Consider the following 26,248-nt stretch of genomic DNA (forward strand, 5'->3'; position numbering starts at 1 on the left):
AGCTGAAAAATAATAAGTCCTTAGCTTTATGGTATAAAAATCATATTTTCGCGTATGATTAAATTTAGATTACTTACGATACTATTTTTAAGTGTAGCTGTTATTTCATCTTGTAAAAAAGACGAAGATCCCGAAAAACAGATCACAGATTTTATCAAAAAAAATAATATCAATGCCATTAGAGATAACTCGGGTTTATATTATGAGATCATTAAGCCTGGATCGGGTTCATTTACTTATCCAAGCAATACCAAAATTACCATCAAATATGAGGGAAGGTTGTTAAATGGAAATGTATTTGATAATGGAGGTGGCAAAGAACAAACCTTTAACCTTGCAGAACTGATTCAAGGCTGGCGTATCGGTATTCCCAAAATCCAGAAAGGTGGCGAAATCAGGTTAATTGTTCCTCCAGGTTTAGGTTATGGTAGTAGTTCGGTAGGTCCTATCCCCGGAAATTCGGTGTTGGATTTTAATATCCAGCTATCAAACGTACAATAAGCATAAGATTAAAGGCAAAAGACCAAAGCAGCGATTTGATTTATCTATTTTTACCATAAGCATGTTTTTTAAGTGCTACAATTGTTAAAATAGGTTAAAAATTGTTGCAACCACATTAAAAGCTTATTTTTGCGGATAATGGTTAAGATTAAACATATTATTCTATTGATATGATATATTAACCATAACACTTACAGACGTACAATAATAAATGAACAAATTTACTAAACTTGGCCTATTCGCGATTTTACTGGCTACCATAATTTTCAGCTCATGTAAAAAAGAGTATGAGTCCATCCAAAGCATAGATGATGCGGCTATTCAAACATATTTGAAGCAGAATAATCTTAGCTTTACCAAAGATCCAACAAAAGGGTATTATTATAAAATTACGGCACAAGGTACAGGCAGTGCTGTGGCAAATCAGGATTCGGTTTATTATTCTTATACATTTAAAACATTATCAGGGCAAGTTTTTTTTCAATCTACTGATTTAATGATACCAGGTAATTATTTAGGTTATACAGACAGGTTTACTTTTAATCAACAACAATTCCTTTTAACTCCAGTTAGAGAAGTGCTATCGAAATTAAATCGAGGTGGGAAAGCCACTCTTATTATGCCATCATATATGGTTTTTGGTAAAAATGGTCTGAGTGCTCTTAACATTGCATCAAATGAAAATATTATTGTTGACCTAGGCCTATATCTTGAATCGAAGAGACATGAAATTGATGAATTGGAGATTAATAAGTTAATTTCCAATAATAATTTAACATTAACTAAGGATCCGTCAAGGGCAAGATACTCAATTATTACACCTGGTACTGGAACTGATGCTATTAATTTAAATTCTACAATAGTTGCAAATTATACATTAAGAACTTTAGATGGAGTTGTCGTACCACAACCTGCTCAAATAACGGATGTTTTAAGTAACTTATTTAAAGGTTGGCAATTAATATTACCTGGCAAGGTAACTGCTGGTGGAAAGCTTCGTTTGATTTTACCTTCTGATTTGGCTAATGGGATGCCTCTAGACTTCGATATTGAAATTGTAAGCGTTACAAATTAGATGAATCTATTCTCATTATAACGATATGCTCAACTAATAGTTGGGCATTTTTTTTGCTTTTAATTTTCTTAACTTATTTTTTAGGTGTATGTTTGGTGTGTAAGGGAAAACATACAATCTAATTATGATAAATAAATTTAATTTACGCTATTTAATACTACCTTTTTTGGTTAGTATATCAATCTTTTCCTGTAAAAAGGATGCCAATGTTGGAAATCAAGAAGAAAAACTTTTAACAAATGCTGTAAGCATTGAAAACGGATATTTAAAATTCAGAGATCAGAAAGCTTTTGATTCTTTGGTTAATATTTTGGTAAAACCAGAAAATTTTAATTCAAAACCAAAAGAATTACAAAATTTTAAGTCTTATAGGGACATCTATCTGGAAATAAGCAAAGAATATGAAAATGTAAATACCAATAAATCATTTGATGACTTTAAGAATAAATATTCGGAAATAGTAGAAATAAAATCAGATAGCTCCCTTACATATAAATTCGGTACTCCTCTTTCTGCATTATTTACTAATATAAAAGGGGAAGTAAAGATTGGTGATGTAACTACGGTTTACACTAATGATCAAAGAATGGTATCTTATTCGGGTAAACATAAAAGTGAATTGGAAGTTAGTAACATCAGTAGAACAGATTTGACTAAAGGAATATTTGTTTCCAATATTTCAACGAAGACACATACTTCGGGCAGTAATCAAGCATCAACGGAGGCTGAAGTTGTTACCACAGCGATAAAATCTCAATTATATTATAATGAAGATGGGAAAAGAAGATTGTTTGTTGATTTATGGCTTGAAAGCATGCCTGCACCCAGTACACATGATGCCTCTTTTAGATATTACTTTACTTCAAGACAGGAACTGAAAAGAACATTTGGTGGGTGGAGAACAAATGAAACAGATTATTACTTTAGTAACCTGAATTATAATTTTTCTGGCTTTACATACCCAATGGCGCCAGACGGTGTATCATATAATTTTAACTTGCCTAGTTATAGTGTTGGGAATGCAACAGGTCCAATTATTATCGATTTGGGAGTTAAAACGGGCTTAGGAAATGGAATTGCTGGTACAGGCCGCTTTTTTTCAGGAGGAGTACCCAATGCACCTTCATTTAATGTGCCTAATTAATAATTCAATTCAACGCCTCTTTAAAAACTTTTAAAACCCTTTCCCTTGCAAAAGTATGCTCAACTATTGGTTGGGCATATTTTTTTGTGCCAAATTCTGGTACCCATTTTTTTATATATTCAAGTTTAGGGTCAAATCTTTTGGTCTGCAGTTCGGGGTTAAAAACCCTGAAATAAGGTGCCGCATCATTCCCTGATCCTGCGGCCCATTGCCAGCCACCAACATTACTCGCCATTTCGTAATCCAATAATTTTTCGGCAAAGTAGGCTTCTCCCCAGCGCCAGTCAATCAGTAAATGTTTGCTTAGAAAACTGCCCACAATCATCCGTACACGATTGTGCATCCAGCCGGTTTGGTTCAGCTGGCGCATACCTGCATCAACAATCGGGTAGCCGGTATTGCCCTCACGCCAGGCCTTAAACTCCTCTTCGTTGTTGCGCCACTTAATTTTATCGTACTGTTTTTTAAACGAATCGAAAGCAGCGTAGGGGAAGTGCCAGATTATAGTCATGTAAAATTCCCGCCAGGCCAGTTCCGAAAGCCAGACATTCGATTTTGCTTCCAATGCATCTTTAACGGCTTTCCGAATGCTTAAGGTTCCAAAACGCAGGTGCAGCCCAACATGTGTGGTGCCATCAAGGGCGGGGAAATCGCGTTCTTTTGCATAACTATCGAGCTTGTCTTTGTAATCTATTTTCGGAAAATGCAGCTGACTCTTTTCAAAGCCCATTTCTTTTAAGCCCGGGCTTGGCAGGTGCCTGGTTTGTAGCAGGTTTTTAAAATACTTTTTAGTTGGATAAGCCTTTACATAAAAATCGTCTAGTTTGGCGTGCCATTGTTTATAAAAAGGCGTAAAAACGGTATAAGGCGTTTTATCTGCCTTTAAAATTTCGTTTTTTTCAAAAATAACCTGGTCTTTATAGGTTTTAAACACAATTTTTTCGCTGGTTAAAAACTCAGCCATGTTATCATCGCGTTCGCGGGCATAAGGCTCATAATCGTGATTGGTATACACCTCTTTGACCTGGTATTCCTTTAAAATCTCCGGCCATATTTTTTCGGGTTTCCCGTATTTTACCAGTAAATCTGATCCTTGCTGCTGAAGTTCTTTCTTTAGCGCTTCAATGGTTTCATAAATGAAGCTTACACGAGCATCATCTTTTGGTAGTTTATCCAGTATATTCTGGTCAAAAATAAAAAGTGGCAACACCGGGTAATTGCCTTTAAGGGCGTGATATAAAGCGGCGTTATCTGTTAATCGCAAATCGCGACGGAACCAGAAGATGGATATTGGAGTCATTCGGGGAAATTATAAATTAATTATTTTACGCCATGCTGAACTTGTTTACAAGAAGAAATATTGTTTTCTATTGCCTTGTAGCTACTTCGTGGTCAGCATCTATCCTGGAAAGACCAGAAATAAATCCGATAGCTATCGCATCAGGATGACGAAATTTGATCATTTAACCTATTTATAAAGATCTTTCAAAGCATCATCCAAATGTGTGAATTTAAATTTGAATCCTGCGTCTAAAATCTTTTGTGCAGAGGTATTATTGCTCATCAAAACGGCATCTACACGCTCTCCCAATAATAATTCCAATGCTTTTTTAGGTACTTTTATGGGCCAGAACGGACGGCGGAGCTGTTTGGCAATAGCTTTGGTTAAGGCAATGTTGGTTACCGGAAATGGAGCACAGGCGTTGTAGCAGCCTTCCATTTTCGGGTTTTCGATGGCTTCGATATACATTTCCACCATGTCGTCGATGTGTAGCCAGGGTGTCCATTGTTTTCCCGTACCCAAGCCCGCGCCAACAAATAATTTTACCGGTTTATCCAGTTGAGGTAATGCACCTCCATCATTGCTCAACACAATCCCGGTACGAAGTTTTACAATCCTTAGGCTCAGTTTTTTGCCTTGGTCTACCGCATCCTCCCAAAGTTTGCAGCAATCTGCCAAAAATCCATAACCTTTCGGGCTTTCTTCAGTTAAGATTTCATCGCCACAATCGCCATAAAAACCCACCGCAGAAGCCGAAATGAACGATTTTAGCTGAAGTCCAGGCTTTGATCTTATTGTTTTAAAGAGTAATTCGGTCGACTTTACACGGCTGTCAATAATCTGCTTTTTGCGTTCATCTGTCCATTTTTTATCGGCAACAGGCTCGCCCGCTAAATGGATGATGGCATCTACACCATTCAAACAGTCAGCCTCAATAGTTCCCTTATAAACATCCCATACAAAATTATTTGCATCGTTATCTTTCTTCCGCGAAAGTGTATTCACTTCATAACCCTTGTTCAGCAAGTGTTTTTTTAGTTCAGTACCCACAAGCCCTGTAGCGCCGGTAATCAGAATCTTTTTTGCCATCTTTTTTAAACACCAAAGATACAAAAGGGTTTGGTTGAGGCGCCTAAAATGCATTAACCTGGTTCTAATTCTTTTGTTTCCTATTTGTAAAGAATTACTTAGCCATTGGATGAAGAATAAAAATAAGATAAATTTGTAAAGCGTTCTTATACCCTTTTCGATAAAATATGTCCAAAAAAATTCTAGTCTGGTTTAGAAATGATCTTCGCTTGCATGATAACGAAATGCTGGTGGAAGCGATTGCTAAATCTGATGCGATTTTACCTGTTTACATTCTAGATCACCGTTCTTTTGGCGAAACCAGGTACGGGAGTTTAAAAACAGGTAATATCAGAGCGCAGTTTATTTTAGAAAGTGTTTTGGGCTTGCGCAATGCTTTAAAACAGATTGGCGGGAATTTGCTGATTGCTGAAGGTAAGCCCGAAGATATTATTCCTCAGCTTGTTCAGGAATATGAGATTACTGAAGTTTACCATCACCGCGAAGTAGCACGTGAAGAAACACATATTTCTACGCTGGTAGAAAATGCACTTTGGAAATTACGGGTCAACCTGAAACATTTTATCGGCCATACCTTATATAATAAGGAAGATTTGCCCTTCCCCATTAAGGACATTCCTGATGCTTTTAACCAGTTCAAAAAGAAAATTGAACGCGATTCGATTATCAAACCATGTTTTGCAGCACCAGATCGGATTAACGTAGCGGAGGTGATTGATTGGGGTACCTTACCTTCTTTGGAAGAACTTAATCTATTGCCGCAGCAAAAAGACCTGCGTGCTGATTTTGAATTTAAAGGTGGAGAAGCCGAAGGTCTGGCTCATCTTCAAAAGGTGATTTTGGCCATGCAACAAGCTGCGACCACAAAAAATTTAATTCTTGCTTCTAAACTCTCTGCCTGGTTAGCCATTGGAAGTTTATCTCCGCGCAAAGTGTACTGGGAAATAAAAAAGATGGAGAGTGTGCCCAATACCAAAGCAATGTTCAATCATATTTTATTGGGCCTGCTGTGGAGGGATTATTTCCGTTTCATGTTTAAAAAGTACGGTAATACGTTTTTTAGTCCGAATGGGTTTGGTAGCCAGGGCCTGGTTGATGTGGCAAATGAGCAGGAGAATTTTAATAAATGGCGCAACGCACAAACTGGTTTTGCTGTGGTAGATGCGGTAATGACAGAGTTAAACCAAACTGGTTTTATTTCGAACATTGCCCGCCAAACAGCAGCGCTCTACCTGATCAATAATTTAGAGGTAAGCTGGGTTTTAGGTGCTGCCTATTTTGAAGAAAAATTGATTGATTATAATCCTGCAAGTAATTGGGGCAATTGGGCCAATGTTGCCGGTGTAGGTAATGATCAAAAATCAAAAAGTGTTTTCGATCTTGATAAAAATATCAAAAATCTCGACCCAAAAGGCAACTACTCCATAACTTGGGCATCATAGTTGTGAGGATTGGATTTAAAATGGCTGGCTGTTAAATGAGCGCATTTGGGTAATTGAATTTTAACAGATTCTACCCATATTTTGTGTAACAGGCTGGTTCATTTACGCACTCGCAAATTTAATGCCCGCTCATTTATTTTAATCGAGATTTTTGCCGTTTATATAAGGTAAAATTCTAATTTTGTAATGCTTATAGTAAATAGTTAATAATGGATAAATTATCTTATCTTAATGGCGCAAACGCCGAATATATAGAGTCTTTATATCAATCCTACCAGCAAGATCCGTCATCTGTTGAGTTTGGATGGCAGAAATTTTTCGAAGGTTTTGATTTTGGAAGAGGATCGGAAGCACCTGCAGTAACAGCAGAAACGCCAGAACACTTTTTAAAAGAGGTTAATGTTTTAAATCTAATTGATGGTTACCGTAGCCGTGGACATTTGTTTACGCACACTAATCCTGTGCGCGAACGGCGTAAACATTTACCAACATTGGATCTGGCAAATTTTGGATTATCCGATGCCGATCTGGAAACTGTTTTCAATTCTGGTGTAGAGATTGGTATTGGTGCGGCAAAATTAAAGGACATTGTAGCCTTTTTAAAACAAACATATGCAGGTTCTATAGGAGCCGAATTTAAATTTTTACGTACGCCGGAAGTGTTGAACTGGATTCAGCAAAAAATGGAAAGTGCGCGTAATACCCCTAATTTTTCCATCGATGAGAAAAAACGTATCCTCCGTAAATTAAACGAAGCGGTAAGTTTTGAAAATTTCCTGGGTACAAAGTTTTTGGGGCAAAAGCGTTTTTCTTTAGAAGGTGCAGAAGCTTTGATTCCTGCTTTGGATTCGGTCATCGAAAAAGGTGCTGAATTGGGGATAGAGGAATTTGTAATTGGTATGGCACACCGCGGTCGTTTAAACGTACTGGCCAATATCATGCAAAAAACATATAAAGATATTTTTGCTGAATTTGAAGGTAAAAGTTATAGTCCTGATACTCCATACGGTGGTGATGTAAAATACCATTTAGGTTATTCTACAGATATAGCTACTGTTTCAGGCAAAAGCGTTCACTTAAGTTTATGTCCTAACCCATCGCACTTAGAAACCGTTGATGGTGTGGTAGAAGGCATGAGCCGCTCTAAAATCGATTTCAAATATGGTGGCGACAACAGTCGTTTAGCCCCGATTTTGATTCATGGTGATGCATCAGTTGCCGGACAGGGAATTGTTTATGAAGTTATTCAGATGGCAGGCCTTGAAGGTTACAAAACAGGAGGTACCATTCATCTCGTAATTAATAACCAGATCGGTTTTACCACCAACTATAAAGATGCCCGTACCAGCACTTACTGTACTGATATTGCAAAAGTAACGTTATCTCCGGTTTTCCATGTGAATGGTGATGATCCTGAAGCTTTGGTTTATGCCATTAATTTAGCCATGGAATACCGTCAGAAATATAAAAACGATGTTTTTATTGATATTCTTTGTTATCGTCGCTTCGGTCATAATGAGTCTGATGAACCTAAATTTACACAGCCGTTATTATATAAAACGATCGAAAAACACCCTAACCCAAGGGAAATATATATTGATCAGCTAACGAAAGAAGGTAAGCTGGAGGCTGGTTTGGCAAAAGAGATGGAAAAAGATTTCCGAGGCATTTTGCAGGAACGCTTAAATGAAGCTAAAGAATATGTGGCCAGCAACAGCGAAGTTAAATTTGGTGGTGCATGGGCAGATTTGCGGATGGCTACACCTAAAGATTTCGAAGCCTCACCGGTTACAGCCGTTAAAAAAAGTACTTTATTGGAAATCGGTAAACGCATTACCACTTTACCATCAAATAAAAAATTCTTCAAGAAAATCGAGAAACTATTTGCCGAACGTACCAAAATGGTAAACGAAACGCTGGTTTTCGATTGGGCAATGGGGGAGCAACTGGCTTATGGTACTTTATTATCAGAAGGTAAACGCGTTCGTTTAAGTGGTCAGGATGTGGAGCGAGGTACTTTTTCTCACCGTCATGCCGTATTGACACTTGAAGACAGCGAGGAAGAATATGTACCATTGGCCAATATCTCAGATCAACAGGCTTCATTTGATATTTACAATTCACACTTATCAGAGTATGGTGTTTTAGGTTTTGAATATGGATATGCCATGGCCAATCCAAACGCCTTAACCATCTGGGAAGCACAGTTTGGTGATTTCTTTAACGGTGCACAGATTGTTGTCGATCAGTATATTGCAAGTGCTGAAACCAAGTGGCAACGTGAAAATGGTTTGGTGATGTTGTTGCCTCACGGTTACGAAGGGCAGGGACCAGAACATTCGTCAGCGCGTATTGAGCGTTTTATGGAGCTTTGTGCAGATTACAATATGCAGGTAACCAACTGTACCACTCCGGCAAACTTCTTCCATGTTTTACGTCGCCAGTTTAAACGCGATTTCCGTAAACCTTTGGTTGTATTTACGCCAAAAAGTTTGTTACGTCATCCGGCCTGTGTTTCTAAATTAGAAGAATTTACCGAAGGTGGTTTTAAAGAAGTAATTGACGATGCAAATGCTAAAGTTGCAGATGTAACGCGTATTGTTTTCTGTAGCGGCAAAATTTATTACGAATTGTTGGAGAAACAACAGGCTGACAAAATTAACCATGTAGCCCTGGTTCGTGTAGAGCAGTTATATCCAACTCCGGTTGATCAGATGGAAGCCATTCAGAAGAAATATAAAAATGCAAAAGAAATTTTCTGGGTACAGGAAGAACCGGAAAACATGGGTGCATGGCCATATTTGTTCCGCAAGCTGTATAAAACCGGTTTAAAAGGCATTGATGTAATTTCGAGAAGAGAAAGCAGTAGTACAGCTACAGGTTTTGCAAAACAACATTCAAACCAGCAAGCTTATATTTTAGCCAAAGCTTTAGAAGTTTCGGTTACGGAGGATGTAAAGGATATTGCTAAAAAAGCTACAAAAAAATTAGTTCAAATAGATTAAATGAGGTTTAAGGTGTAGGGTTTGAGGTAGAAGGATGAGCAGCCCGGGCATTTCAACTTGATAATACTTAACCTTTAACAATAAAAAATATAACATTACAAAAATGAGTTTAGAGATAAAAGTTCCACCTGTTGGTGAATCGATTACCGAAGTTGTTTTATCAAGGTGGATAAAAAACGACGGCGATGTTGTTGAAATGGATGAAGTTATTGCCGAATTAGAATCGGATAAAGCAACATTCGAATTAACTGCAGAACAGGCCGGAACTTTAAAAACCATAGCAGCCGAAGGCGATACCTTAGCCATTGGCGCAGTAGTTTGTCAGATTGAAGAAGGTGGTGCAGCTTCTGGTCCTAAGGCCGAAGTTGAAAGTCCTAAAGCTGATGCACAAGCCCCGGCTGCAGTAGCGGAAGCACCAAAGGCTCAGGATACAGCTGCTTCTAAAGATTCTTATGCTTCGGGAACGCCTTCACCTGCTGCGGGTAAAATCCTTGCTGAAAAAGGCATTGATGCTGCCGCTGTAAAGGGTACAGGTGTTGATGGCCGTATTACCAAAGATGATGCTGTAAAGGCAGAAGTGGGTAAAAAAGCCGAAGCGCCAAAAGCAAGTGCTCCGGTTGCAGCTGCTGCTCCTGCAGGTAGCCGTAGCGAGCGCCGTGAAAAAATGTCGCCATTGCGTAGAACCGTTGCAAAACGTTTGGTTGCTGTGAAAAATGAAACCGCAATGTTAACCACTTTTAACGAGGTTAATATGAAACCAATTATGGATTTACGCGGAAAATATAAAGATCAGTTTAAAGAGAAATTTGGCGTTGGTTTAGGGTTTATGAGCTTTTTCACCAAAGCTGTTACCGAAGCATTAAAAGATTTCCCTGCTGTAAATGGTCGCATCGAAGGTGATGAATTGGTATTTAATGATTTTGCTGATATTTCTATCGCCGTTTCTGCACCAAAAGGTTTGGTGGTACCCGTTATCCGTAATGCAGAAAGCATGACACTGGCTCAGATTGAAAAATCGGTGTTGGAATTGGCTTTAAAAGCACGCGATAGCAAATTAACGATCGAAGAGATGACCGGTGGAACATTTACCATCACCAATGGTGGTGTATTTGGTTCAATGATGTCTACTCCAATTATTAATGCACCACAGTCGGCTATTTTAGGTATGCACAATATTGTTGAGCGTCCGGTAGCTGAAAAAGGTGAAGTGGTGATCCGTCCGATGATGTATGTCGCTTTATCTTACGACCACAGAATTATAGACGGACGTGAGTCTGTTGGTTTTCTGGTTCGTGTTAAACAGTTATTAGAAGATCCGGCAAGATTGTTACTAGGTGTTTAGTCCAAAACCCGATTAATCGGTATTAATATAGGAAGTCAAGTTTTATTAGCCATTGTGCGATAAAAGACTTGACTTCTTTTTTATGACCAAAAATGAAATTAACGTTCAACTTAAAATTTCTCTTCATTTTTTTAGCGATATTCCTGATTGAAGTTCTAATCGCAAAATATCTTCACGATGCTTTTATCAGGCCTTTTGGCGGTGATGTGTTGGTGGTGGTATTAATTTATGCATTCTTCAGAATATTTTTAGTAACCAATAATAAAAGGCTTGCTTTAGGTGTATTGGTCTTTTCCTTTATAATCGAATTCTTACAGGCCGTTCATTATGTAAACTGGCTGGGCCTGCAGGATAATAAGTTCTGGAGTATTGTTTTAGGGACTTACTTTTCTGTTTATGACCTGCTTGCTTACTTTATTGGCTATCTGATCTGTTTGTGTTTTAAGGGTTAATAAGGTGTTGGTCCGGATTTGTAATCCGGAACTGTTATGCTTTCCATAATCCAGTTCAACATTATATTAATAGATACATTTTTAGAGGATTATAAAATCCTTAGTTCAAAAGACGGGATTACAAATCCTGACTAACAATCAGGATTGAGGTGAAACACTTTCTTATCTTGAAAGTGCTTTAATGGGGTTCAGATCCAGCTGTTTAAATTCTACTTCGCTACCTTCCGCTTGTAAAGCAATTTGACCACTACTTGCAGTACAATTGATGCCATGGTTTACCAGAATGCGGTTTACCCAAACTTTTATTTCATTGTTTAGACATTGTATAATCATGGTATTCCATTCGCCAGCTGGTTTTTCACTATCGTCTGTTAAGTTTTTTATACGGCGTAGCTTGTCGCCATTTATACCCCAGTTTTCTTTTGGTCCACGCCTGTTTACCATGTCCGGTACGGTGATGTCTTCCTCAATGCACCAAAAATCGCCGGCATCTTTATGTTGCATCTGAACCTCCATGGATTTTGGAAACATTCCATACAGTATGCGTGGGGTTGAGGCGTGTACTAAAACGCCACAATTGCCTGGCTTGCCGGCAAAGCGGTACTGAACGGTTAATTGATAATTTTTATAAATTTTATCGGTTATCAAATGTCCGCCAGGTGTACCTAAACTCACCAACATGCCATTGCGAACAATAAATGGGTTGATGGTATCTGGCTTACTGTCCATTGCAGGCACGTCTGTGTGCCAGCCATCTAAATTTTTGCCGTTAAAAAGGCTCTTCTGGGCAAATGCCGACATATTTAATGTGAAGAATAATAGCAGGCTGAAACGAAATTTCATGATATTTGGTTTTATAGCTCAAATATACTTATTATCAAAATGTTAATGTCTGTATATTTTACTTAAAATGGTTTGCAACAGGCATAAATCCGTTGTGGTAAAGCGGTTGAAAACATCAACCCCGATAAAAAATTGCATTTGCATTACCCTGTATTGTCTATTTTTGCAAGAGTTGATTTAGTTCCTATTCTTTAACTCCCGTCCTAATAAAGGGGGAATATACTATTTTGATTTACCACATTAACAAATTGCATTTTTAGGCATAAAACAATGACCAAGAATCAGAATCATTACGACGTATTAATTATCGGTGCCGGCCCGATAGGGATGGCCTGTGCAATTGAAGCCAAAAGAGCAAACCTAAGTTACGTAATTATAGAAAAAGGTGCCTTGGTAAACAGTTTGTTCAACTATCCGGTATTTATGACCTTCTTCTCTACTTCACAGAAATTAGAGATAGGGGGCGTGCCTTTTGTAACCATTAGTCCGAAACCAAATCGTAATGAAGCTGTAGAATATTATCGCCGTGTGGCCGGAAAATTTGATTTAAAGATCAATCTTTTTGAACGTGTGCAACAGGTGGTTAAAAACGAATCTGATGTTTTTGAAATCAAGACTTCTAAAACAGGTTATACAGCAAAGAATGTAATTGTTGCCACAGGATTTTATGATGTGCCTTTGTTGATGAACGTGCCGGGCGAGGATCTGCCAAAAGTAACGCACTACTATAAAGATCCGCATTTGTATGCCTTTCAGAATGTAGTGGTAGTTGGTGCCAATAATTCTGGAGTTGATGCGGCTTTAGAAACCTATCGTAAAGGGGCAAACGTTACCATGGTGGTGAGAAGTGGTGAACTAGGTCCGCATGTTAAATATTGGGTGCGCCCGGATATACAGAATAGGATTAAAGAGGGCGAAATTACGGCATTTTTCCATTCGGAATTGGTTGAAATACGAGAGGGTGAGGTTGATATTAAAACGCACGAAGGAATGAAAACCATTCCAAACGATTTTGTAATTGCCATGACGGGTTACCAACCCGATTTTTCGATGTTGAAGAAATTCGGTATTGAATTACCAGAAAGCCTTTGCCCGGTCTACAATGAAGAAACCATGGAAACCAACGTAAAGGGTTTATACCTGGCTGGTGTAGTTTGCGGTGGATTAGATACACATAAATTGTTTATCGAAAACTCTAGGGTACATGCTGAAATGATTGTGAAGAATATTGTAGGCTAGGAACGATTTCTTTTAAGCTTGGATTATTGGGCACAGCTTTTTATCCTAATTGTAGACTATTGGAGAGATCGTCATTCCGAACTCGATTGGGAATCGTTATACAAGCGCTTTAAGATTAGCTTCGCTGAGCACTCCGTGGTTCCCACATGCGCGAGAATGACGACCACGTTGGTGGATTCTAGCAATGGTAGCGAAGTTTATAGGCCGCCCGAGAACCACGCGGTGCTCAGCCGGGCTAAATCTGTTTATATAGATCTCTCCATTGCGCTGCGCTTCAGTCGAGATGACGATCATCCTATCGAAAATTACGAACTATTATCAATAAACAGCAACTTTCAGCGTACGCTCTACAAAACTTTCAATTGCTTTTTCCACACTTGGCAAATCTTTCGAAGTAATATAAGATCCCATTACGTGGTTACCAGCATTAGGTATAGCTACTTTTATTTTTAAATGGTCTGGTGTACCCAGTTCATCAAACATTTTCAGCATGGCATCTACGCGAACAACAGGATCCTGTTCGAGTTCATTTTTATAATAATAAAGCATTAAAACAGGTTGCTTTACTTTCTGGAAAGTTTTTTTTACCATACTGCGTTCAATAAATTCTTCCAGTTCCACTAACGATTCGAGCCGGTAATTGGTGTACCAGTACTTTTTGTATTCGTCGGTGCGGTCGTCTACCTTACGTTCATCAGCACCAACAACCCGTCTGGCAATTTGCAAACCCCACGGATTATTCAAAAGCCAGGCGTTTTTATCATTGATGGCCACATTTGGCGACATTAAAATCAGGCTGTTAATTTCAGGATAAGTTGCTGCTAGTTTTAAAGCCACCGTTCCACCGGTAGAAGTACCCACTAGAATGACCTTTTTGCCCAGTTTTTTACCTATGGCATAGGCCTGTTTGCTGGTTTCCCAAAGGCGGTCTGCGGTAAAATACTGCATGGGCGCCAGGGTATCGATACCATGGTCGGCCAGGCGGGCAAGGTATAAATTAGCATGGAGCGCTTTAGCCAAGTTTAAATGTACCGGATTGCCTTCTGTTTTTGAGGCTGAAAAACCATGTAAATACACAATGGCATATTCAGTTTGCTGGTGGTGCATATCAGCCCAAACAATTTCGGCTTCATTACCTGGTTTTATCTTATGCATGGATTCTACGCTGGCGATGTAGTTATCCAGATCACCAAGATCGGGTACTTTAGTCAACTCTTTGCTAAATAATGGCTTTTTGGGCTTCGGGCCTAATAAGTAGGTCGCAACAACAAGTACAGATAGGCCAAGTATAATTTTGTAGCGTTTTTTCATTGATGCCAGCTTAAACGGGTTTAAATGTAAAGCTTGAAATTAAATAATGCTAATATTTCGAAGATTTATTATGCGCCATGAGGGGAATCTTACTGGCACAGCCCTTTCGACATAAACCTGATAGCGCCAAATAGCCCGCAGCCCGAAGCATGAGGGTGAGGACTATAGGCAATAGCAGGGGTGAAGATGTTAAATATCGCTGTCCGTGGCTTTCCAAATCCTTAATAATAAGACTATAGATTACCTTTTTATGGGAAATTAGCTTAAGTTTGCAATCAAAATTTTTCGACTTAATGCCGGGGATCGAACAGATAAAAACACCTATAGCTGCTGATATAAAAGCGTTTGAAAAAACCTTTAAGGAATCGATGCATAGCGACGCACCGTTGCTGGATAGGATTACCCATTATATTGTAAAACAAAAAGGCAAACAAATGCGGCCGATGTTCGTATTTTTTGCAGCTAAATTATGCGGTGGAATTACAGATTCGACCCACCGTGGGGCGGCTTTGGTTGAGCTTTTACATACCGCCACTTTAGTGCATGATGATGTAGTGGATAATGCTTATGAGCGTCGCGGCTTTTTCTCTATTAACGCTTTATGGAAAAATAAAATTGCCGTATTAGTTGGCGATTACCTGCTGGCGAAAGGATTATTGCTCTCGGTAAACAATAATGAGCACCGTTTGTTACAGATTGTATCAGAAGCGGTAAAACAGATGAGTGAGGGGGAGTTGTTGCAGGTGGAGAAGGTGCGTAGAATGGACATATCGGAAGATTTATATTTTGACGTGATCCGTCAGAAAACCGCTTCTCTGATTGCTTCCTGTTGTGCTGCTGGGGCAGCTTCGGCAGGTGCTGATGATGAAACGATAGAAAAAATGCGCCTGTTTGGCGAAAAAGTTGGTATTGCCTTTCAGATTAAAGATGATACTTTCGATTTTGGGACCGATGACGTAGGAAAACCTCTGGGAATTGATATTAAAGAGAAGAAAGTAACGCTACCTCTGATTTATGCCTTAAACAAGGCGGAGAAAGCAGAACGTAAAAAAATGATCAACCTGGTGAAAAATCATCAGGACGATCCGGTTAAAATACAGCAGATTATTGATTTCGTAAACAACCATAAGGGCGTTTATTATGCAAACCAAAAAATGTTGGATTACCAAAATGAAGCATTTGAGCTACTGCACGGTTTTGATGCAGGCGAAGCCAGAACGGGTTTAGAACAACTTGTACTCTATACCACTGAACGTAAAAAATGATGGGTAACGAATTACTTTTTAGCTTAGGTTTTCTACTTTTTATTGTCTTGATTCTGGCTTTAGACCTGGGTTTATTCAGCAGGAAAGATCATGTGGTAAGCTTAAAACAGGCAGGGATCATGAGCGTGATTATGGTGGCCCTGGCGATAGGATTTTATTTTATTCTGCTGGTTGAGGGGCATCAGTTGCATGGAATAAAGGATTTTGCACATCTGCAGGAAATTGTAACGTTGCACCAACACCATATTAAATTAATCCCTGATGATTTTGATGCCAGTTTAGCAATTTACAAGCAAAATCTTGGGCTCGAATTTTTAACGGGTTATGTTATTGAATACGCCCTTTCGGTAGATAATATCTTTGTAATCGTCCTCATCTTCTCGGCATTTGCGGTTGAGGAAAAATATTATCACAGAGTATTGTTCTGGGGGATATTGGGCGCTATTATTATGCGCTTTATCTTCATTTTTGTGGGGGCGGCATTAATTACCAAATTTGCATGGATCCTGTATGTTTTTGGGGCCTTTTTGGTATTTACCGGGGTGAAAATGTTTTTCAGCAAAGAAGAAGATGATAAAATTGATCCCGAAAACCATCCTGTTGTAAAATGGGCTTCAAAGATATTTTCCATTCATCCAAAATATGAGGGTAAAAGCTTCTTTGTTAAGATCAATCATAAAAGAATGGTTACGCCATTGTTTCTGGTGTTATTGATTGTCGAGTTCACTGATCTTTTATTTGCGGTGGATTCTATCCCGGCTATTTTTGCGGTAACCAAAGATCCCTATATTGTATTTTTCTCTAATATTTTTGCCATCATGGGCTTAAGGTCTATGTTCTTTTTATTGGTGAATATTATTCATAAATTCCATTACTTAAAAACTGGTCTAGCTTTTTTACTGGCTTTTATTGGCGTAAAAATGTTAGGGCATACCTATCTCGAAAAATGGGGTTTTACTACCGAGCATTCGCTGATTGTGATCTTAAGTATCTTGGTGATCAGTATTGTGGCTTCGTTGGCTTTTCCGAAGAAAGTGAATCATATTAAAAATTAATTTTTCCAATCAATAAATACGTCATCTCGACTGTAGCGCAGCGAAATGGAGAGATCTATCGAGACAGATTTCTCGACTGCGTTGCACTCCGGTCGAAATGATTGTTATGATAAAAACAAATTTTATGCAGCTATATTATAGTTATTTTTATAGCTGGTCTGATTTTTTATAACTGCAGCGACTTTCAGTGCTATTTTGTTTCTAACGGCATTGATTATGCTCATGCTGTGCTTCCCTTCATCCTTTTTTCTATTATAGTATGCTTTGAATTCCTGATTGTGCTGGATTAAAGATAATTCACACATGTGCAAAAGCCTTTTAAGCTCTTTATTGGCCATCCGGTGAACCTTTGGCTTGCCTTTTATGCTTATACCGCTGGTCTGTTCAAATGGTGCAACCCCTGCGTAACAGGCCAGTTCCTTTCCGCTAGGCCTGCCCGAAAAATTTCCTGTACAGCCGATCAGGTATACTGCTGTAACATGTCCCATTCCAGGGATACTTATCAATAGTTTATAGTTACGTTTGAAATCCCGTTTTCCCATGATAATCTTTTTGATCTGGTCCTCAACGTCCCTGATTGATCTGGCTATACCGTTTATTGCGCTTTTAAGTGCTTTTTCAACCACTTTCTGATACGCTTTCCCATTGACATTGCCAAGTTCTTTCATCGATACACTGATGCCGGCCCTTTGCCTAAGCAGTTTGGTCCTTGCCGATACCAGGTCTTTCAGCAGCATCAGCTCGGGATCAAGTGCAGCTGTAGCCTTTAGTTCATCCGCTTCCTTGAATGCATAGTTACATAAACGGATACTGTCTATCTTATCGTTCTTGCCCCGGGCTATCCCAAAACTCCATTTAATATGGGCTGCATTGCCAATATGGATGGGCAGGTTTCTCCTGCTGCAGAAACTCCATATCAAACGGTGATAGATGCCGGTGTTTTCCATGACAACCAGGGAATCTGCATTGAATGTGGTTTTCTGCAATTTCAACCACTTCTCGAACAGCTTTATGCCTGGAGCTGTATTATCAAACCGTGCAGTTCTTATCTCCTGTTTCACATGATCCAAAACAGCCATAACTGCAACATCAAAGTGGGGCTTGGAGACATCGATACCAATAAAGAATTTTGTAGTGGCAATCATCATCTTATTTTTTATGTTTGCATAAGGTTACCTAAATTTTGCCCCATCGATCCTAGTCCTTAATAATGGGGAATACCCTAATTGTTATCTGGTCACTAAGGGAAAAAACGGTAGCGGATTGCATCATTTCTTAGGTATAAAAACCTTGACGACATATTAATGTGCCGCTACCGTTTTAGGTAATCTGATTTATAATTTAAGCAAAGTAGATATTTCTTATCCTTAAATAAATATCAAAACAAATCTAAAGGACGAGTATGCGAGAAAAGCAAAATAAACGTTACAGCTGGTAATCTCTATTGAAAATTTGTACTTTCAGCAGATATAACTAAACCTAATGAAATACCTTTTCTCTACTGCTCTTCTGTGTACCGCGTTATTCGCTAATGCGCAAGATCAATTCGGAGCTGTTTTTGCCAAAATTAATGCTGATGTACAACAAAACTCAAAAGCTTATCAAACCCTTAAATATGAAACCGAGACAATCGGTCACCGTTTAACAGGTTCGGAAAATGGAGCAAAGGCAGAGCAATATGCCTTCGACTTATTAAAATCATACGGATGTGAAGTAAAATTTCAGCCTTTTGAAGTCGAAAGCTGGGCAAGAAAGACAATTAGTTTAGAAATCGGTAAGGATAAAAATAGCCTGATCAAAATGAAAGCCGTTACGCTTGCGCATTCGCCGGTGAGTGCTGATGTTACAGGTGAAATTGTTGATGCAGGTAACGGCTTGGAATCAGATTATCAGGCGAATCCGGAAAAATTTAAAGGTAAAATTGCATTGATTTATCTGGGGGTATTACCAGGCTCTGCAGCAGGAACCAAATCATTACACCGCTCAGAAAAAACTGCTATCGCTACCAAGTATGGCGCCATTGGGGTAATCATTATCAATACGGTAAAAGATGGCGTACTCTTAACTGGAACGGCTTCAGTCACAGGAAAATTGATTCCAATCCCTGCAGTGTGCATTGGTTTGGAAGATGGAATGGCTTTGAAAGACAAAATTAAATCGGAAACGCAGATTGCGCATATCACGATGACGAATTTCTCAGGTTTGATCAAAGCCCGAAACGTAATCGCTACTTTTAAAGGAACAGCGTTGCCTAAAGATAAAATTGTAGTTGGCGGACATTTGGATAGCTGGGATTTGGCAACAGGTGCCATCGACAATGGAATAGGATCTTTCGCCATTATAGATATGGCCCGGACTTTTAAAAAGCTAAATCTAAAAACCAAACGTACGGTAGAGTTTGTATTGTTTATGGGCGAGGAGCAAGGTTTGTTAGGCTCTAAAGCATACATCGATCAAGCTAAGAAAGACAAAACCTTGAACCAGGTAAAGTTTATGCTCAACTATGACATGACCAACGACCCTAAAGGTTTTTCTACTTCACGAGCTGAAATGAAAGATCTTTTTACATCCTGGGGAGCTGCTATCGTAAAAATTGATACTGGATTTAAAAATCTGTTTAATGCAGGCGCAGGTTTGCACAGCGATCATCAGCCATTTATGCTGGAAGGTATTCCTACAGGTGGTGGTTTTGGTGGTAAACTGCCCAATAACTCAGGACCTTTTTACCATTCAGATGGCGATAGTTTCAAACTGGTTGATGAACAGGAACTTAAAAATACCGTTCGCTATAGTGCCATGTTGACTTACGCTTTGGCCAATACGTCGAAAATCCCGGTAGGTGTTCAGGGCGAAGAGGAGTTGAGGGCTTTCCTGGAATCACAGAATTTAAAAGAACCCCTCACTATTGCTGGCGAGTGGAGATGGAAGTAATGATTTGCTAGATTCGCTTCTCGGATGATTACACTGATGTTGGGATTGAACCGATTATGATACAGTTAATTTGGGTAAGATAATTTATCAGTTAGAGCTTAGAGAACATACCAGTATTCATCTAAAAAATCACAATTTAAATAAGCGAATAGCTCGCTTAAATGAGGTTTGGTGTAAAAATTTTTTGGTGTTTGTGTAAGGTTCTGGATGATTGATGTAAAATTTAGCATTGACTTAATTTAGTGCTAACGGCGATCGGCATTCTTAACTATATTTGAATCATCAGATAATGGGGATTGAATTAATTATAGCTCAAAAACTAATCATTATTAATCTAAATTAATCCGAATTCTAAAAATGAGAATTATTAACACTCTCTTGCGCCCTGCGAAAAAGTTTTTTAAAGGGATGTTCGCAATGTCTATGCTCCACGCCATTGCCTTTGTATGCGTATTTATTTTTGATTCATGTAATAAAAATGACCTGGTAAAGGACATCACGGCTTGGCAAGAACCCGTTTCATGAATGCCCTTAAAACACAGAAAGAAAAAGTGGGATGTACTTCTTTTGGTGCTTATGCATTAAACAACAAATTACAAATTGGTGGTGGCAAGGGGAAATTGATGGTTGAAAATCCTAATAGTCCCGTTTACGAACCGATATACGTCGATTATCCTCCAGGTACAAATCCTGAGATTTATCCGATCCAGACTGTACACAATGTTTCACAGCTAGCCGAATTATTGTACGCTACAGACGGAACCGTACAATATGAGCCTACGCCAACCAATTCCGGAAATGCAATAGTTGTAGATGTTCAAGCTATCAATCAGGCATTAGATCCCGTAATATTAGAAGCAAAACAGTATTTGTACGCAAAAGGATTTACACCAAATGATATTACCGATATGATAACAGAACATAATGGTACTCAGCAAGATTTGGTCCCGTTCGTAATTGGATTAACATGGGCTGAAACACAGTCGCCATTAGAAATCACTAAAAACTATAATCCTTTTATCAGCACAGCAAATGCAAAATTAAATGCACAAGATTACATTAATTGCGCCGTAGCCGCCTTGGGTGTCGATATTTTATATGCCCTTAGCCAGTCTACATTGTCGACATGGTCTATTCCATTAATGAAAAAGGCCTTTGGAACCGTAGCAAAAAAAGTATTGGGTCCAATTGGAGTTGCAATTACTGTAGCCAGTTTTGGCTTCTGCCTTTATGCTACTGACCACATACAACCACATTAATATGAACTTATCTTATTTTGTGTTTGGCTTTATTATCCTGATATCTTTCGTTAAGAAGATAAAAGATCTCACTAGAGATATTAGAAGGAACAATACAGGCAAATTAAAAGCAGACGCTTTCTTTTTGGTACTTATGATTTTGGTAACAACGATAGTATTGTTTGCACTCTCAAAGCTAAATCATAATACCTAGAGTTTATATTTCATTTAATTCATCCCATTATCTGATATAATACGCTTTAGACGTCTATGGAGGTTCTAAATTTAACTGAATGATTTATTTTTTCAGATTTAGCATATCAATCAAGGTTTGTTAACCTTAAATGTTCGATAACTACGATTATGTATGTTGCTCTAACTCAATTTCAAATTTTAATTGTTTATAATTATACTTTATGGCTTAAATGAGCATGTCTATACAGCTGGTTTAGTTTTCTTTAGTAAAATACTGTCCAATTCAGTTTGATGTTGTAAAGTAATTGAAATGTATAATTTGAATCAAGAATTTTAATACGGCGAAATCAATTTAAGTTTGATTACTATTTTGTGTACTTTTGTAAAGTGTTGGAAATGTTTGCGTAATGTGGAATTGAAGACACATAAAGTTTTGAAAAACAGTTAATTAAATACAATTTATATGTCATCAGTAGAGACTACATACGTTCCTTACAAAGTTAAGGACATTTCACTGGCAGAATGGGGCCGTAAAGAAATCGAATTAGCCGAAGCAGAAATGCCAGGTTTAATGAGTTTGCGTAAAGAATTCGGTCCGTCACAACCGTTAAAAGGTGCGCGCATTGCAGGCTGTCTGCACATGACCATCCAAACGGCTGTATTAATCGAAACATTGGTGGCCCTTGGTGCTGAAGTTACCTGGTCATCTTGCAATATTTTTTCTACACAGGATCATGCTGCGGCTGCAATTGCTGCTGCGGGTATTCAGGTTTATGCCTGGAAAGGTTTAAATGAAGAAGAATTCGACTGGTGTATTGAGCAAACTTTACACTTCGGTCCTGATCAACAACCATTAAACATGATTTTGGATGATGGTGGCGATTTAACCAACATGGTTTTCGATAAATATCCTGAGCTAATTGCAGGTATCAGAGGTTTATCAGAAGAAACGACGACTGGTGTTCACCGTTTGTACGAAAGAATGAAAAACGGAACCTTGCACTTGCCTGCAATCAACGTAAACGATTCAGTTACTAAATCTAAATTTGATAACAAATACGGATGCCGTGAGTCATTAGTTGATGCGATCCGTCGTGCTACCGATGTAATGATGGCTGGTAAAGTAGCCGTGGTTTGTGGTTATGGCGATGTGGGTAAAGGTTCTGCAGAATCATTAAGCTCACAAGGTGTACGTGTTATTGTAACTGAAATTGACCCAATCTGTGCTTTACAGGCTGCAATGGAAGGTTACGAAGTGAAAAAACTAGCTAACGCCATTAAAGAAGCTGATATTGTAGTGACTACAACTGGTAACTGTGATATCGTTCGCGAGCAACACTTCAGGGCGTTAAAAGATAAAGCGATTGTTTGTAACATTGGTCACTTCGATAATGAAATCGATATGGCCTGGTTAAACGGCGCTTATGGCGATACAAAAGTAGAGATTAAACCTCAGGTTGATAAATATACGATAGATGGTAAAGACGTTATCGTTCTTGCCGAAGGTCGTTTGGTTAACTTAGGTTGTGCAACTGGCCACCCAAGTTTTGTAATGAGTAATTCTTTTACCAACCAGACTTTGGCGCAGATCGAACTTTGGACCAATACTGACAAGTATGAAAACAAAGTATATACTTTGCCTAAACATTTAGATGAAAAAGTTGCCCGTTTACATTTAGAAAAAATCGGTGTAGAATTAGATGTTTTAGATCAACACCAGGCTGATTATATCGGCGTACCGGTTGAAGGTCCTTTCAAAGCAGATACTTACAGGTACTAGTTCAGTTTACAGTTTTTAGTTAGCAGTTAACATAAGACAAATAATATAGAGGGATGTGCAGATTTGCATGTCCCTTTTTATTCCCCTCTCCCAGAGGGGTGCCTGTAAGGCGGGGTGTCCCTGTAGTTTTTTGAAAACGTACGTTCAATGCTCTTCGGAGGCAATAGTCCTGCTATCCCTTCAAGTCCTCACTCATGCTTCGCTTCGGTCTTTCCGTTCTATCAGTATCTATGTAGTCGCCCCTTAAAAACAATTTAAATATTTGATTGTCAATAATTTGTTGATAAATTTCAGTATTATAAATTGCGGGTTTTGGTTATATTTATATCAAAAGCTTGCAGATATTTATGCTTAAACAACCAAAAAACACAACACAACTAAGTTTTTTACAGCCGGGTTTAAAGGAACAATTGTCGAACAAACATCCCTTGTACATTTTAGCGGAGTATGTTAACTGGCAATTGTTCGAGGACAGTTTTAAGAAGCATTACAAGGAGAATTTTGGCCGCCCGGCCAAGCCGATCCGCCTGATGGTAGCGCTGTTGATGCTCAAGCACATCCGCAACCTGAGCGACGAAAGTGTTGTAGAACAGTGGGCAGAGAATGCTTATTACCAATATTTCAGCGGAGAGCGGGTATTTGCGGCAAAAGCCCCTTGTGAGGCATCAGAGCTTGTTCACTTTCGTAACCGTATCGGTGCCGAAGGTGTGGAACTGATCTTCAGGGAAAGTATCCGTATCAATGGAAAAGGTGGCAAGGAAGATAAGGCCAGCATAGACACTACTGTACAGGAGAAGAACATTACTTATCCTACCGATAGCAAACTGCACCGGAAGATCATCAAAAAATGTATCGGGATAGCTGACAAAGCAGGACTCGTGCTTCGTCAGCGTTATACCCGCACTTTAAAGAAGCTGAGTGTTGAACAGCGTTTCCGCAACCATCCTAAGAACGGAGCCAAAGCGCGGAAAGCAGACAAAAAAGTAAAAACAATAGCGGGCAGACTGGTACGGGAACTACAAAGGGAATTACCGGCAGAAAACTACAAAACCGACCTGGAGCTGTTTGAGCGTGTACTCCTCCAAAAACGGCAGGACAAAAACAAGGTGTATAGCCTGCATGAGCCGGATGTAGTATGCATCAGCAAAGGCAAAGAGCATAAAAAATACGAGTTTGGCAGTAAAGTATCCATCACAGTCACCCAGAACAGCGGTGTGATCATCGGTGCAATCAATATCCAGGGGAATGACTACGACGGACATACACTGGATGCAGCTCTGGAACAACAGCAAAGGTTAACCGGTCATACGCTTAAAGAGGTCTTTGTAGACCGGGGTTACCGAGGGAGAAAAGAGGTGCTCGGAACTACTATCCATACCCCAAAAACTTTCAGCAGTAAACTAACGAACTACCGAAAGACCAAACTAAAGGCAGGCTTTACCAAAAGAGCGGCCATCGAACCTAAGATCGGGCATCTGAAAACAGACCATCGCTTAAGCCGCAATTTTTACAAAGGAATAAAAGGCGATAACATCAATGTAATGTTAGCTGCCGCCGCGATGAACTTCAAAAGGATGATGAATATCTGGAAAGATCATCTTTGGGCGCTTTTTTTAAGCTTTGTTCAGCTCGTAAAAACATTCATGAAACAACCAAAATATGATACAATCTTTGTTCAATGACTTTTTAAGGAACGACTATGTAATAAAGTGATCTTAGTTCAAGTGGTCTTTAGCAAGCCACAATTGTTTAAATTTAAACAAAGAATAGAACTAAGATCATGACAAATTTAGCAGAAAAATTAGATTTTAGCGGTCATACGATAAGCTGTGGCATCGATGTGCACCTTAAAAGCTGGACAGTTTCACTTTATCTGGGTAAACAGTATCTCAAAAGTTTCGTCCAGTCTCCTCCATCAGTTGATGGACTGTGGAATTTTCTTTCGACCAACTATCCTAAAGCCCGTTATGAATGTGCTTACGAAAGTGGTTTCTGTGGATTCTGGATACAGCGTGCTTTTGCTGTGCATTCAATAAGCTGTATCGCGGTAAATGCTGCAGATGTTCCACGGACCGATAAAGGCACAAAGAACAAGAATGACAGGAACGATTCCAGGCGGATAGCCGAGGCACTTCAGGCTGGTCAGTTGGCAGGTGTTTATGTACCTGATCCCGAACTTGAGGCAGACAGGCAGCTGGTACGGCTCAACGAGCGGTATAGCAATGATCTTACCCGGTCAAAGAACAGGATAAAGGGTCTTCTCCGTCTGATGGGGATTGAGATACCCCAAAGGTTTGGGAAGGCCAACTGGAGCGGGGCATTTGTGAAATGGTTAAAAGAGGTCAGCTGTGGGGAGCCGAGCATCCGCATCGTACTGGACAGGCAGCTTTCTATAATGGAAGTGATCAGGATCCAGAAATTAGACACGCTAAGGGAAATAAGGAAACTTATGGACAAGGCGCACTACCGTACTATCGTAGGCCTGCTCTGCTCTATCCCGGGAATAGGCCCGGTCACAGCAGCTGTACTGATTGTTGAAATCGGTGATATTTCACGCTTTAAGAAATTTGACAGGCTCAACTCATTTGTCGGACTGTGTCCCATGGAGCATTCTACGGGTGAAAACGACAGAAAGGGAAGCATAACCACAAGACAGCACCGCCGGCTCAGGTATATGCTGGTGGAGGCAGCATGGGTAGCGGTAAGAACAGATCCCGCCCTTACGCTATGCTATAGCAGATGGACGGCAAGGGTTGGCTCCAGACGGGCCATTATCAAGGTAGCGAGAAAACTGCTTTCCAGGGTAAGGCATGTTTGGAATAACCGGACACCGTATGTGAGCGGACTTGTGAAATAAAAAACAAAAACCAGCTGTAAAGATATGATAGACTGCTTTCTAAACCTTGCCTGGCAAAAACCTGCTTTAATCAGTGTGCGGCTATCTTTTAACCCAATTATTGATAGATACCTGCGGCAAATTTAATGACCGCTAATAGGAGGATATAGCTAAGTTTTTATACTTTTATAAAAAAAAAAGCTTCTGAGAGGCATTAATTTAA

Annotated in this window: 20 protein-coding genes; 15 read left to right on the plus strand and 5 right to left on the minus strand. The window is 39.2% G+C overall.

What is annotated here, in order from left to right; all coding sequences use genetic code 11:
* Positions 1 to 54: 54 nt before the first annotated feature.
* The 3 genes from DV942_RS16780 to DV942_RS16790 all read left to right on the plus strand — a co-directional run bounded on the left by DV942_RS16780 (position 55) and on the right by DV942_RS16790 (position 2,720).
* On the plus strand, positions 55 to 501 hold the full coding sequence (locus DV942_RS16780) for an FKBP-type peptidyl-prolyl cis-trans isomerase (RefSeq protein WP_145859421.1): 447 nt from the start codon (positions 55 to 57) through the stop codon (positions 499 to 501).
* A gap of 211 nt (positions 502 to 712) precedes the next feature.
* Entirely contained in the window at positions 713 to 1,576 is an 864-nt protein-coding gene (locus DV942_RS16785) for an FKBP-type peptidyl-prolyl cis-trans isomerase (RefSeq protein WP_145859424.1), read from the plus strand.
* Between the two features lie 124 nt (positions 1,577 to 1,700).
* Positions 1,701 to 2,720 (plus strand): hypothetical protein, encoded by a 1,020-nt coding sequence (locus DV942_RS16790; protein WP_145859428.1) that lies wholly within the window; start codon positions 1,701 to 1,703, stop codon positions 2,718 to 2,720.
* 4 nt (positions 2,721 to 2,724) lie between these two features.
* On the opposite strand, the gene DV942_RS16795 is transcribed toward DV942_RS16790, so the two are convergent.
* Positions 2,725 to 4,020, minus strand: a complete 1,296-nt coding sequence (locus tag DV942_RS16795; protein ID WP_145859430.1) for a cryptochrome/photolyase family protein — start codon at positions 4,018 to 4,020, stop codon at positions 2,725 to 2,727.
* Positions 4,021 to 4,188: 168 nt separating this feature from the next.
* Positions 4,189 to 5,091 (minus strand): TIGR01777 family oxidoreductase, encoded by a 903-nt coding sequence (locus DV942_RS16800; protein ID WP_145859433.1) that lies wholly within the window; start codon positions 5,089 to 5,091, stop codon positions 4,189 to 4,191.
* Between the two features lie 167 nt (positions 5,092 to 5,258).
* On the opposite strand from DV942_RS16800, the gene DV942_RS16805 reads away from it, so the two are divergent.
* The 4 genes from DV942_RS16805 (at position 5,259) to DV942_RS16820 (ending at position 11,332) form a co-directional block, all read left to right on the plus strand.
* Positions 5,259 to 6,533: a DASH family cryptochrome gene (locus tag DV942_RS16805; protein ID WP_145859435.1), complete on the plus strand. Its 1,275-nt coding sequence runs from the start codon at positions 5,259 to 5,261 to the stop codon at positions 6,531 to 6,533.
* A 209-nt stretch (positions 6,534 to 6,742) separates the two neighbouring features.
* Positions 6,743 to 9,538: a 2-oxoglutarate dehydrogenase E1 component gene (locus tag DV942_RS16810; protein WP_145859438.1), complete on the plus strand. Its 2,796-nt coding sequence runs from the start codon at positions 6,743 to 6,745 to the stop codon at positions 9,536 to 9,538.
* A gap of 103 nt (positions 9,539 to 9,641) precedes the next feature.
* Positions 9,642 to 10,880 carry a 2-oxoglutarate dehydrogenase complex dihydrolipoyllysine-residue succinyltransferase gene (gene odhB, locus DV942_RS16815; protein ID WP_145859440.1) on the plus strand — a complete coding sequence of 413 codons (1,239 nt, stop codon included), beginning with the start codon at positions 9,642 to 9,644 and terminating at the stop codon, positions 10,878 to 10,880.
* 92 nt (positions 10,881 to 10,972) lie between these two features.
* On the plus strand, positions 10,973 to 11,332 hold the full coding sequence (locus DV942_RS16820) for a ribosomal maturation YjgA family protein (RefSeq protein ID WP_145859443.1): 360 nt from the start codon (positions 10,973 to 10,975) through the stop codon (positions 11,330 to 11,332).
* Between the two features lie 162 nt (positions 11,333 to 11,494).
* On the opposite strand, the gene DV942_RS16825 is transcribed toward DV942_RS16820, so the two are convergent.
* The gene (locus tag DV942_RS16825) at positions 11,495 to 12,175 is read right to left on the minus strand and encodes a 3-keto-disaccharide hydrolase (RefSeq protein ID WP_145859445.1); all 681 of its coding nucleotides are present in this window, start codon (positions 12,173 to 12,175) and stop codon (positions 11,495 to 11,497) included.
* A gap of 270 nt (positions 12,176 to 12,445) precedes the next feature.
* Here DV942_RS16825 and DV942_RS16830 point away from each other — a divergent pair, with 270 nt between their 5' ends.
* Positions 12,446 to 13,414: a YpdA family putative bacillithiol disulfide reductase gene (locus DV942_RS16830; RefSeq protein WP_145859448.1), complete on the plus strand. Its 969-nt coding sequence runs from the start codon at positions 12,446 to 12,448 to the stop codon at positions 13,412 to 13,414.
* A 318-nt stretch (positions 13,415 to 13,732) separates the two neighbouring features.
* Here the strand turns inward: DV942_RS16830 and DV942_RS16835 are convergent, their stop codons facing one another.
* On the minus strand, positions 13,733 to 14,725 hold the full coding sequence (locus tag DV942_RS16835) for an alpha/beta hydrolase (RefSeq protein WP_145859450.1): 993 nt from the start codon (positions 14,723 to 14,725) through the stop codon (positions 13,733 to 13,735).
* 293 nt (positions 14,726 to 15,018) lie between these two features.
* Here DV942_RS16835 and DV942_RS16840 point away from each other — a divergent pair, with 293 nt between their 5' ends.
* Together DV942_RS16840 and DV942_RS16845 are read left to right on the plus strand one after the other, a co-directional pair.
* Positions 15,019 to 15,990, plus strand: a complete 972-nt coding sequence (locus DV942_RS16840) for a polyprenyl synthetase family protein (protein ID WP_090986653.1) — start codon at positions 15,019 to 15,021, stop codon at positions 15,988 to 15,990.
* Positions 15,987 to 17,045, plus strand: a complete 1,059-nt coding sequence (locus DV942_RS16845) for a TerC family protein (RefSeq protein WP_342354887.1) — start codon at positions 15,987 to 15,989, stop codon at positions 17,043 to 17,045. The genes DV942_RS16840 and DV942_RS16845 overlap by 4 nt, the downstream gene beginning before the upstream one ends.
* A 122-nt stretch (positions 17,046 to 17,167) precedes the next feature.
* Here DV942_RS16845 and DV942_RS16850 read toward each other — a convergent pair whose 3' ends face one another.
* Complete coding sequence (locus tag DV942_RS16850) at positions 17,168 to 18,193, minus strand: IS110 family RNA-guided transposase (protein ID WP_145859452.1); 1,026 nt, start codon at positions 18,191 to 18,193, stop codon at positions 17,168 to 17,170.
* Positions 18,194 to 18,527: 334 nt separating this feature from the next.
* Between DV942_RS16850 and DV942_RS16855 the strand changes: the two genes are divergently transcribed.
* From DV942_RS16855 to DV942_RS16875, 5 genes are all read left to right on the plus strand, one after another.
* A complete protein-coding gene (locus tag DV942_RS16855; protein WP_145859455.1) occupies positions 18,528 to 19,976 on the plus strand; it encodes a M20/M25/M40 family metallo-hydrolase in 1,449 nt (482 codons plus the stop codon).
* A 521-nt stretch (positions 19,977 to 20,497) separates the two neighbouring features.
* Positions 20,498 to 21,235 (plus strand): hypothetical protein, encoded by a 738-nt coding sequence (locus DV942_RS16860; protein ID WP_145859457.1) that lies wholly within the window; start codon positions 20,498 to 20,500, stop codon positions 21,233 to 21,235.
* A 637-nt stretch (positions 21,236 to 21,872) separates the two neighbouring features.
* Complete coding sequence (gene ahcY, locus DV942_RS16865) at positions 21,873 to 23,189, plus strand: adenosylhomocysteinase (RefSeq protein ID WP_090986646.1); 1,317 nt, start codon at positions 21,873 to 21,875, stop codon at positions 23,187 to 23,189.
* A 347-nt stretch (positions 23,190 to 23,536) separates the two neighbouring features.
* Positions 23,537 to 24,871 (plus strand): IS5 family transposase, encoded by a 1,335-nt coding sequence (locus DV942_RS16870; protein ID WP_222431112.1) that lies wholly within the window; start codon positions 23,537 to 23,539, stop codon positions 24,869 to 24,871.
* A 98-nt stretch (positions 24,872 to 24,969) separates the two neighbouring features.
* Positions 24,970 to 26,046, plus strand: a complete 1,077-nt coding sequence (locus tag DV942_RS16875) for an IS110 family RNA-guided transposase (protein ID WP_145859460.1) — start codon at positions 24,970 to 24,972, stop codon at positions 26,044 to 26,046.
* Positions 26,047 to 26,248: the final 202 nt, after the last annotated feature.

Origin of the sequence: Pedobacter suwonensis (assembly GCF_007833675.1) — a bacterium.
Classification (GTDB): domain Bacteria; phylum Bacteroidota; class Bacteroidia; order Sphingobacteriales; family Sphingobacteriaceae; genus Pedobacter; species Pedobacter suwonensis.

Coding starts and splice junctions, on each gene's coding strand:
- DV942_RS16780 (WP_145859421.1), top strand. CDS start 55: ATGATTAAATTTAGATTACTTACGATACTATTTTTAAGTGTAGCTGTT.
- DV942_RS16785 (WP_145859424.1), top strand. CDS start 713: ATGAACAAATTTACTAAACTTGGCCTATTCGCGATTTTACTGGCTACC.
- DV942_RS16790 (WP_145859428.1), top strand. CDS start 1,701: ATGATAAATAAATTTAATTTACGCTATTTAATACTACCTTTTTTGGTT.
- DV942_RS16795 (WP_145859430.1), bottom strand. CDS start 4,020: ATGACTCCAATATCCATCTTCTGGTTCCGTCGCGATTTGCGATTAACA.
- DV942_RS16800 (WP_145859433.1), bottom strand. CDS start 5,091: ATGGCAAAAAAGATTCTGATTACCGGCGCTACAGGGCTTGTGGGTACT.
- DV942_RS16805 (WP_145859435.1), top strand. CDS start 5,259: ATGTCCAAAAAAATTCTAGTCTGGTTTAGAAATGATCTTCGCTTGCAT.
- DV942_RS16810 (WP_145859438.1), top strand. CDS start 6,743: ATGGATAAATTATCTTATCTTAATGGCGCAAACGCCGAATATATAGAG.
- odhB (WP_145859440.1), top strand. CDS start 9,642: ATGAGTTTAGAGATAAAAGTTCCACCTGTTGGTGAATCGATTACCGAA.
- DV942_RS16820 (WP_145859443.1), top strand. CDS start 10,973: ATGAAATTAACGTTCAACTTAAAATTTCTCTTCATTTTTTTAGCGATA.
- DV942_RS16825 (WP_145859445.1), bottom strand. CDS start 12,175: ATGAAATTTCGTTTCAGCCTGCTATTATTCTTCACATTAAATATGTCG.
- DV942_RS16830 (WP_145859448.1), top strand. CDS start 12,446: ATGACCAAGAATCAGAATCATTACGACGTATTAATTATCGGTGCCGGC.
- DV942_RS16835 (WP_145859450.1), bottom strand. CDS start 14,725: ATGAAAAAACGCTACAAAATTATACTTGGCCTATCTGTACTTGTTGTT.
- DV942_RS16840 (WP_090986653.1), top strand. CDS start 15,019: ATGCCGGGGATCGAACAGATAAAAACACCTATAGCTGCTGATATAAAA.
- DV942_RS16845 (WP_342354887.1), top strand. CDS start 15,987: ATGATGGGTAACGAATTACTTTTTAGCTTAGGTTTTCTACTTTTTATT.
- DV942_RS16850 (WP_145859452.1), bottom strand. CDS start 18,193: ATGATGATTGCCACTACAAAATTCTTTATTGGTATCGATGTCTCCAAG.
- DV942_RS16855 (WP_145859455.1), top strand. CDS start 18,528: ATGAAATACCTTTTCTCTACTGCTCTTCTGTGTACCGCGTTATTCGCT.
- DV942_RS16860 (WP_145859457.1), top strand. CDS start 20,498: ATGAATGCCCTTAAAACACAGAAAGAAAAAGTGGGATGTACTTCTTTT.
- ahcY (WP_090986646.1), top strand. CDS start 21,873: ATGTCATCAGTAGAGACTACATACGTTCCTTACAAAGTTAAGGACATT.
- DV942_RS16870 (WP_222431112.1), top strand. CDS start 23,537: ATGCTTAAACAACCAAAAAACACAACACAACTAAGTTTTTTACAGCCG.
- DV942_RS16875 (WP_145859460.1), top strand. CDS start 24,970: ATGACAAATTTAGCAGAAAAATTAGATTTTAGCGGTCATACGATAAGC.